The sequence below is a fragment of the Pseudomonas sp. CFBP 13719 genome (assembly GCF_014842095.1).
Classification (GTDB): Bacteria; Pseudomonadota; Gammaproteobacteria; order Pseudomonadales; family Pseudomonadaceae; genus Aquipseudomonas.
Genome location: NZ_JACYVB010000004.1, coordinates 381,338 through 389,712, shown reverse-complemented (window position 1 = coordinate 389,712; position 8,375 = coordinate 381,338). Strand labels below are relative to the sequence as shown.

The 8,375-nt window shown below is 61.4% G+C and carries 8 protein-coding genes; 4 read left to right on the top strand and 4 right to left on the bottom strand.

The window, feature by feature from the left end; all coding sequences use genetic code 11:
- Nucleotides 1–116: 116 nt before the first annotated feature.
- Nucleotides 117–1,610: a CoA-acylating methylmalonate-semialdehyde dehydrogenase gene (locus IFT57_RS16370; protein ID WP_122480266.1), complete on the bottom strand. Its 1,494-nt coding sequence runs from the start codon at nt 1,608–1,610 to the stop codon at nt 117–119.
- A 24-nt stretch (nt 1,611–1,634) separates the two neighbouring features.
- On the bottom strand, nt 1,635–2,981 hold the full coding sequence (locus tag IFT57_RS16365; RefSeq protein ID WP_192152064.1) for an aspartate aminotransferase family protein: 1,347 nt from the start codon (nt 2,979–2,981) through the stop codon (nt 1,635–1,637).
- 121 nt (nt 2,982–3,102) lie between these two features.
- On the opposite strand from IFT57_RS16365, the gene IFT57_RS16360 reads away from it, so the two are divergent.
- From IFT57_RS16360 to IFT57_RS16345, 4 genes are all read left to right on the top strand, one after another.
- Nucleotides 3,103–4,020 (top strand): LysR family transcriptional regulator, encoded by a 918-nt coding sequence (locus IFT57_RS16360; RefSeq protein WP_122796444.1) that lies wholly within the window; start codon nt 3,103–3,105, stop codon nt 4,018–4,020.
- A gap of 97 nt (nt 4,021–4,117) precedes the next feature.
- Nucleotides 4,118–4,780 carry a TetR/AcrR family transcriptional regulator gene (locus tag IFT57_RS16355; protein ID WP_192152063.1) on the top strand — a complete coding sequence of 221 codons (663 nt, stop codon included), beginning with the start codon at nt 4,118–4,120 and terminating at the stop codon, nt 4,778–4,780.
- Nucleotides 4,781–4,805: 25 nt separating this feature from the next.
- Nucleotides 4,806–5,396, top strand: coding sequence for an IMPACT family protein (locus IFT57_RS16350; protein ID WP_192152062.1), 591 nt, complete (start codon nt 4,806–4,808; stop codon nt 5,394–5,396).
- 57 nt (nt 5,397–5,453) lie between these two features.
- Nucleotides 5,454–6,137: an SDR family oxidoreductase gene (locus IFT57_RS16345; protein WP_192152061.1), complete on the top strand. Its 684-nt coding sequence runs from the start codon at nt 5,454–5,456 to the stop codon at nt 6,135–6,137.
- A 90-nt stretch (nt 6,138–6,227) separates the two neighbouring features.
- Here IFT57_RS16345 and IFT57_RS16340 read toward each other — a convergent pair whose 3' ends face one another.
- Together IFT57_RS16340 and IFT57_RS16335 are read right to left on the bottom strand one after the other, a co-directional pair.
- Complete coding sequence (locus IFT57_RS16340) at nt 6,228–7,319, bottom strand: calcium:proton antiporter (RefSeq protein ID WP_122714702.1); 1,092 nt, start codon at nt 7,317–7,319, stop codon at nt 6,228–6,230.
- A gap of 94 nt (nt 7,320–7,413) precedes the next feature.
- Nucleotides 7,414–8,331: a LysR substrate-binding domain-containing protein gene (locus IFT57_RS16335; protein ID WP_122796449.1), complete on the bottom strand. Its 918-nt coding sequence runs from the start codon at nt 8,329–8,331 to the stop codon at nt 7,414–7,416.
- Nucleotides 8,332–8,375: the final 44 nt, after the last annotated feature.

Below are 8,375 nucleotides of genomic sequence, written 5' to 3'. Positions count from 1 at the left end.
CGGAAGTGGGGCGAATTATAGACATATTGAGAGGGGCGTCAACAGGTAATTTCAAAAAACTGTCATATATCCCTGAAAGCAAAGGGCGGGCCTGGCGGCCCGCCCTTTCTCGATGCTTAGAGGCTGGGGAAAGCGAATTGCGAAGCTTCATGGCTGGCACGTTGTGGCCAGCGCTGAGTGATGGCCTTGCGTCGCGTGTAGAAGCGTACGCCATCCGGGCCATAGGCATGGAGGTCGCCAAACAGGGAGCGCTTCCAACCGCCGAAGCTGTGATAGGCGACCGGCACCGGCAGCGGTACGTTGACCCCGACCATGCCGACTTCGATCTCGTCGCAGAACAGGCGTGCCGCTTCACCGTCACGGGTGAAGATGCAGGTGCCGTTGCCGTACTCGTGGTCGTTGATCAACTGCATGGCCTGCTCGAGGCTTTCGACACGGACGATGCACAGCACCGGGCCAAATATCTCTTCTTTATAGATACGCATCTGTGGGGTGACATGGTCGAACAGGCACCCGCCGAGGAAGAAGCCTTCTTCGTTGCCCGATACACTCAGACCGCGACCGTCCACGACCAGCTTCGCGCCGGCCTGCTCACCGTCGTCGACATAGCCTGAGACCTTGTCACGGGCCTGGGCGGTCACCAATGGGCCCATGTCCAGGCCGCAAGAGGTGCCGGCGCCGATCTTCAGCGACTTGATCTGCGGGGTCAGCTTGGCCACAAGGGCATCAGCAACCTGGTCGCCGACGCACACGGCCACCGAAATGGCCATGCAGCGTTCACCGCAGGAACCGTAGGCCGCACCCATCAAGGCGCTGACCGCATTGTCCAGATCGGCGTCGGGCATCAGCACTGCGTGGTTCTTTGCGCCACCCAAGGCCTGAACGCGTTTGCCGCGACGGGTGCCTTCGCTGTAGATGTACTCGGCGATCGGCGTGGACCCAACGAAACTCAGTGCCTTGACCTCCGGCGCTTCGATGAGGGCATCCACCGCGACCTTGTCACCGTGCACGACATTGAGCACGCCAGCCGGGAGGCCCGCCTCCAACAGCAGTTGCGCTATATAGAGTGTAGAGCTGGGATCACGCTCGGACGGCTTGAGGATGAAGCAGTTGCCGCAAACGATGGCAAGTGGGTACATCCACAGTGGAACCATGGCCGGAAAGTTGAACGGCGTGATACCGGCAACGATACCCAGTGGCTGGAAGTCGGACCATGCATCGATATTGGGGCCGACGTTGCGGCTGTACTCACCCTTGAGCACTTCGGGCGCTGCGCAGGCGAACTCGACGTTTTCGATGCCGCGCTTGAGTTCACCTGCAGCGTCTTCCAGCGTTTTGCCGTGCTCTTCACTGATCATCTGGGCGATCTTGGCTTCGTTCTGCTCGAGCAGTTGCTTGAAGCGGAACATCACCTGGGCACGCTTGGCCGCTGGGGTCTTGCGCCAGGCTGGAAACGCGGCCTTGGCGGCGTCGATAGCCAGTTGCACGGTCTCGCGACTGGCCAGCTGCAGTTTGCGGATGGCCTGCCCGGTCGACGGGTTGAAGACATCGGCCGTGCGGTCGCCGCTGGAAACCAGATCGCCGTTGATCAAGTGTTGGATAGTGCTCATGCAATGGGCTCCTTGGAAAAAAGGTCAGTCGATCTGGTTGAGGGCTTCGCCAACAGCATCGAACAGGCGATCGAGGTCTTGCGGCTGGGCGTTGAAGGTTGGGCCGAACTGCAGGGTGTCACCGCCGAAACGCACGTAGAACCCGGCTTTCCAAAGCTTCATGGACACCTCATAAGGGCGCACGATGGCGTCGCCGTCGCGTGGCGCCAGCTGGATCGCGCCGGCAAGGCCATAGTTGCGGATATCGACGATGTTCTTCGCGCCCTTGACACCGTGCAGTACGGTTTCGAAATGCGGTGCCAGCTCGGCGACGTTCTGCACCAGGTTTTCGCGCTGCAGCAGGTCCAGCGCGGCAAGGCCGGCGGCGCAGGCCACAGGGTGCGCCGAGTAGGTATAGCCGTGGGGGAACTCCACGGCGTACTCGGGCGTGGCCTGGTTCATGAAGGTCTGGTAGATCTCGGTGCTGGCGATGACCGCTCCCATCGGAATGGCGCCGTTGGTGATCTGCTTGGCGATGCACATCAGGTCCGGCGTCACACCGAAGGTGTCGGCGCCGAACATGGCGCCAGTGCGACCGAAGCCGGTGATGACCTCATCGAAGATCAGCAGAATATTGTGCTGGTCGCAGATTTCACGCAGACGCTTGAGATAGCCCTTGGGCGGTGGCAGTACACCTGCCGAACCGGCCATGGGCTCGACGATCAGGGCGGCGATGTTGGAAGCGTCGTGCAGCTCGATGACCTTGAGCATCTCGTCGGCCAAGGCAATGCCACCCTCCTCCGGCGAACCCTTGGAGTAGGTATTGCCCGGCAGCAGGGTGTGAGGAATGTGGTCCACGTCCATCAACTGGCCGAACATCTTGCGGTTGCCGTTGACGCCGCCCAGGCTGGTGCCGGCAACGTTGACGCCGTGATAGCCGCGGGCCCGGCCAATCATCTTGGTCTTGGTGGCCTGGCCCTTGAGGCGCCAGTAGGCACGGATCATTTTCACGGCGGTGTCGCAGCACTCGGAGCCGGAGTTGGTATAGAAGACGTGGTTGAGGTTGCCGGGGGTCAGCTCGGTGATTTTTTCCGCCAGCTGAAAGGACAGCGGGTGGCCGTACTGGAACGCGGGTGAGTAGTCGAGCACACCGAGCTGACGCGACACCGCTTCCTGGATTTCCTTGCGCGTATGGCCCGCACCGCAGGTCCAGAGGCCGGAGAGGCTGTCGTAGATCTGCCGGCCCTTGTCATCGGTCAGCCAACTGCCCTGGGCCGCGACGATGATCCGCGGGTCACGCTGGAAGCTGCGATTGGCGGTATACGGCATCCAGTGAGCATCCAGCTTGAGCTGGCTGGTGATGCCGACAGGGGCGTTCTCGGGCATGTTCATGTGCACAAACCTCATTGAGCGATTGAAGACGCGATGACAAGCGTGTTGCCTCTACGGTGTCACGACGATAAAGTCTGGAAAACCCAACTTTTGCGATCTTCAGTCAGGCAGCCACTAAACTATGAGCCGTCGCCCCGATCCGCTCGCGCAGGTCAGTGATTTCGATATTCGCCTGCTGCGCATCTTTCGCAGCGTGGTGGAGTGCGGCGGCTTTTCTGCGGCCGAGAATGTCCTGGGCATCGGTCGCTCGGCGATCAGCCAGCAGATGAGCGACCTGGAGCAGCGTTTGGGCCTGCGCCTGTGTCAGCGTGGCCGCGCAGGGTTTTCCCTGACCGAGGAAGGTCGCGAGGTCTATCAATCGGCGCTGCAGTTGCTGGCGGCGCTGGAAAGCTTCCGCACCGGCGTCAACGGGCTGCATCAGCACCTGCGTGGCGAGCTGAACATCGGTTTGACCGATAACTTGGTGACGCTGCCGCACATGCGCATTACCCATGCATTGGCACAACTCAAGGACCGCGGGCCCGATGTGCGCATCCAGATTCGCATGATCGCGCCCAGCCAGGTCGAGCAGGGCGTACTCGATGGCAGCTTGCATGTTGGTGTGGTGCCGCAGTCGAGTCCGCTGTCGGGGCTCGAGTACCAGCCGCTGTACAGTGAGCGTTCGTTGTTGTACTGCGCAGTCGGCCACCCGCTGTTCTACGCCAGTGACGAGGCACTCGATGGCGACCGGCTCAACGCACAGGAAGCCATTGCGCCGACATTTCGCCTGCCGGCCGACATCCAGGCGCATTACCAGGTGCTCAAATGCACAGCCAGCGCCTCGGATCGCGAGGGCATGGCGTTTCTGATTCTGACGGGACGCTACATCGGCTACCTGCCCGACCACTACGCTACCTTCTGGGTACAGCAGGGGCGTCTGCGTGCGTTGAAACCAAACGAGCGGTTCTATGACCTGACGCTGTCCTGGGTCACGCGCAAGGGCAGAAGGCCCCATCTGGTGCTGGAAAGCTTTCTGGAAAGCCTGGCGCAGACACGCTGAAGGATCGTCGTGGTTTATCCATCAAGGCTTGTCGGATCAGGGCGGGTACGCTATCAACGCATCTGCAGTATTCAAACGATCGGTTCGGAAGTCGCCCATGAGTCTTGAAGTCCCCGCGCACAGCGCCTCGGCCAGTGGCAAACCTGCCAGCCGCATCCGCCAGAAGAATGAAGAAGCGATTCTCAAGGCGGCCGAAGACGAGTTCGCCCGGCACGGTTTCAAGGGCACCAGCATGAACACCATTGCCCTGAATGCGGGCCTGCCCAAGGCCAACCTGCATTATTACTTCACCAGCAAACTCGGCCTGTACATTGCGGTATTGAGCAACATCATCGAGTTGTGGGACAGCACCTTCAATACGTTGCGCGCCGAGGATGATCCGGCGCAGGCGCTGACCCGCTACATCCGCGCCAAGATGGAGTTTTCCCGCCGCCAGCCCCTGGCGTCACGAATCTTCGCCATGGAGATCATCAGCGGCGGCGAGTGCCTGAGCGAGTATTTCAGCCAGGACTATCGCAGTTGGTTCGCGGGGCGTGCCGCAGTGTTCCAGGCCTGGATCGACGCCGGCAAGATGGATCCCGTCGACCCCGTGCACCTGATCTTCCTGCTGTGGGGCAGTACCCAGCATTACGCCGACTTTGCCACGCAGATCTGTCGGGTCACCGGACAGGCGCGTCTGACGCGGCAAGACTTCGAACACGCCAGTGACAACCTGATCCGCATCATTCTGAAAGGATGCGGATTGACCCCCGCGGTGTAATCACTGCCACAGCCAAGAGATAGCGATGCCTTCCACCCTGCTGGGACCCTGCGAGTACCGCGAGGAGATTCGCAAGAGTCGTTTCATTACCTTCGCCGCACCGATTGCCAGCGTGCAGGACGCCCAGGCGTTCATCGAACAGACCAGTGACCTGGCCGCGACCCACAACTGCTGGGCGTGGAAGCTGGGCGATCAGTACCGCAGCAACGACGACGGCGAACCGGGCGGTACCGCCGGCCGACCGATCCTGGCGGCGATAGAAGCCCAGGATTGCGATCAAGTGGTGGTGCTGGTGATTCGCTGGTACGGCGGCATTCAGTTGGGTACAGGAGGGTTGGCCCGTGCCTATGGCGGAGGGGCGAACAAATGCCTGCAGCAGGCGCCCAAGCGCCTGCTGATCGCGCGGGTGGCGGTGAGCTGTTCCTGCACATTCAGTGAGCTGGCCCTGGTCAAGCTTCGGGTGGCAGAGGCTAAGGGGCTGGTCACTGCAGAAGATTTCACCAGCAACGGCGTCGACCTGCGGCTGGCGGTGGCCAGTGAGGTCATTCCACTCCTGGCGCAGCAGCTTGCCGACCTTTCCCGGGGGCGGATCATCCTGGAAGCCGGCGCGTCATGAGCGCGTCGCTTGCTCACTGCGAATGCTAGTCTGTTTCCTTTGTCCAGGAGAGTGGCAATGACAACTGCAAAGAAAGCGCTGGTGATTGGTGCATCCCGTGGCCTGGGCCTCGGGCTGGTGGAACGCTTGAGCGAGGATGGCTGGGAGGTGACGGCCACGGTTCGCGATCCGGGCAAGGTGCCGCCAGCGCTGACGGCCACCGGCGCGAAGGTGGAGGCGCTGGAGATGACTCGCCTGGAGTCCATGGATGCCCTGAGCCTGCGGCTGCAGCAGCAAACGTTCGATCTGCTTTTCATCAATGCTGGGGTGTCCGGGCCGGCGGGCTACAACACTGACCAGGCCAGCGATGCAGACATCGGTGAACTGTTCGTCATCAATGCCGTGGCGCCGATCCGTCTGGCCCAGCGACTGGCGGGAAATGTCGCCGACGGCGGTGCGATCGCCTTCATGAGTTCGGTGCTGGGCAGCGTGGCGATGCCTGAAGGGTCGCCCATGGCGTTGTACAAGGCGAGCAAGGCGGCCTTGAACTCAATGACCAATACCTTCGTGACGGAGTTGGCGCGGCCGCAGTTGACGGTTCTGTCGATGCATCCGGGCTGGGTAAAGACCGACATGGGCGGTGACGGTGCCAGTCTGGACGTTGCCACCAGTACCCGGGGATTGGTGGATGTGATCACCGGGCAACTGGGCAAGGGCGGGTTGCAGTTTCTCGATTACAAGGGCGAGAAGATCGACTGGTGAGGTCCGGGGGAAGCGGTGGTGTCAGCGGGGGCCTCTTCGCGGGCACTGCCCGCTCCTACAGGATGCGGGCGTTGCCAGGTAGACCGTGGTTTACAGGCCCAGAATCGACAGCATGATGAAGGTTGCGAACAACACGAAATGAGTCATGCCTTCGATCGCATTGGTCTCGCCGTCGTTGAGGTTGATCGCGCAGACCAGCAGGGTGATGAAGATCATCACTGTCTGCACTGGCGTCATCGCCATCTGGAACGGCTGGCCGCTGTACAGGGCCAGGCCTTCCATGACCGGCACGGTAAGAATCACCGTTGACAGCGAGGCACCCAGGGCGATGTTGACCACCGACTGCATGCGGTTGGCCAATGCTGCACGCAGTGCGGTCAGGATTTCCGGCGCAGCGGAAATGGCTGCCACCAGAATGGCCGTCATCACGGGCGGCGCGCCGGTGCCCTCGAGACCCAGGTCGATGGTTTTGGACATGACTTCGGCCAGGGCGCCGATGACGACGATACCAAACACCAGGGTACCCACCGACCAACCCAGGTGAACCGGCTTCTCGGGTTCGGTGGTCACGCCCTTGCGCTTCTTCTTTTCCGGATAGTTGTAGCTGAAGAAATAGCTGTGCGGCCCGACCTGCATGCGCAGGAACAAGGCGTAGAGCACCAGCATGGCGCCGATGGTGAAGCCTGAATAGACCTTCCAGTTGCCCTCGGGGATGAACTCCGGCACCACCATGGACACACCCATGGCGGTGAGGATCATGACGCTGTAGCTGCGCGCCGAGTCGTCGTTGTAGGACTGCTCGCCGTGCTTGAGGCCGCCCATCAGTGCCGCGAGCCCGAGAATGCCGTTGATGTCGAGCATCACCGCCGAATAGATGGTGTCGCGCACCAGGGTCGGAGACGGCTCGTTGCTCATCATGATGCCCAGTACCACCACTTCGACCAGCACCGCCGACAGGGTGAGGATCATGGTGCCGTAGGGGTCGCCGAATTTTTCGGCGAGCAACTCGGCATGCCCGGCAACGCGCACCGAGGCGAAGATGATCGCCACGACCAGGGCGATACCTGCGCCCAATGCCACACCTTGACCGTGGCTGAGCAGATAGTGCTCGGCTGGAAAGGCGATGCAGGCGGCGATCACCGCCAGAAGTAGAAATTTTTCCTGCTTGAGTAACGCGATCATGGCCTGCCTTTACTGATTGCTGCGACCTGTGCCGCTGAAAGTAACTGGATGTAACAAGAATCAGCGGATCAGAGTACGTGACAGGGGCAAAGGTTCAGGGGCAGACCTGTGCCTGGGCCACCAGCCAGTCATGGACAGCGCGTCGGGTGGGGGTGTTGAGCGCGCCTTCGCGGTAAGCCAGCACGTATTTCTTGCGAGCCTGGATGGGCCATCCGAACGGCACGATCAGCGAGCCTTGCTCCAGCTCGTCGGTGATCAGCGCGCGACGGGCGATGGCGACACCCATGCCCATGCGCGCCGCATCGATGGTCAGGTGATTGCGATTGAAGGTGTGGCCGCGGCGCACATCGATGCCTTCGGCGCCGATGGCCGAGAGGTAGAACTCCCACTCCGCATATTCATAGCTGCCGCGCCAGGCGGTGATGTCGTGCAGCAATGGGAAGTGCACCAACTGGCCAGGGCTGTCCAATGGCGGACGACCCTCCAGCAGCATTGGCGAGCACACCGGGAACAGTTCCTCTTCCAGCAACGGTGTAGTGACCAGGCCCGGGTAGCTGCCATCGTTGAGGTCGATGGCCAGGTCGAAATCGTCGTCACGCAGTGAGCCGCTGCTGTCCTCGGCGATCACTCGCAGCTGGAGCTCGGGGAAAGCCCGCTCGAGGCTGGGCAAGCGTGGCATCAGCCACTTGCTCAAAAAGGAAGGGATGCTGCGCAGTTTGAATACGCCGCCGATGGTGCCGGAATGCAACAGCCGCAGTTCTTCGTCGATGCGGCTGTGCACTTCGTTGGCGACCACCGCGAGGCGCTGCCCCTGCGCAGTCAATTGCAGGCCGCGGCCCACCCGATGAAACAGCGCAAAGCCCAGGCGATCTTCCAACTGCTTCATCTGCTGGCTAATGGCGCCGGGGGTGACATGCAATTCATCGGCGCAGCGGGTGAAGGACAGATGCCGCGCGGCGCACGCAAACACTTGCAGCCAGGCGTGCATTTGGGCATTGAGGATCTTGCTCATCGGTGAGCCCCGCTAAACAATGACTTAGTAAGTATCGTTTGTCT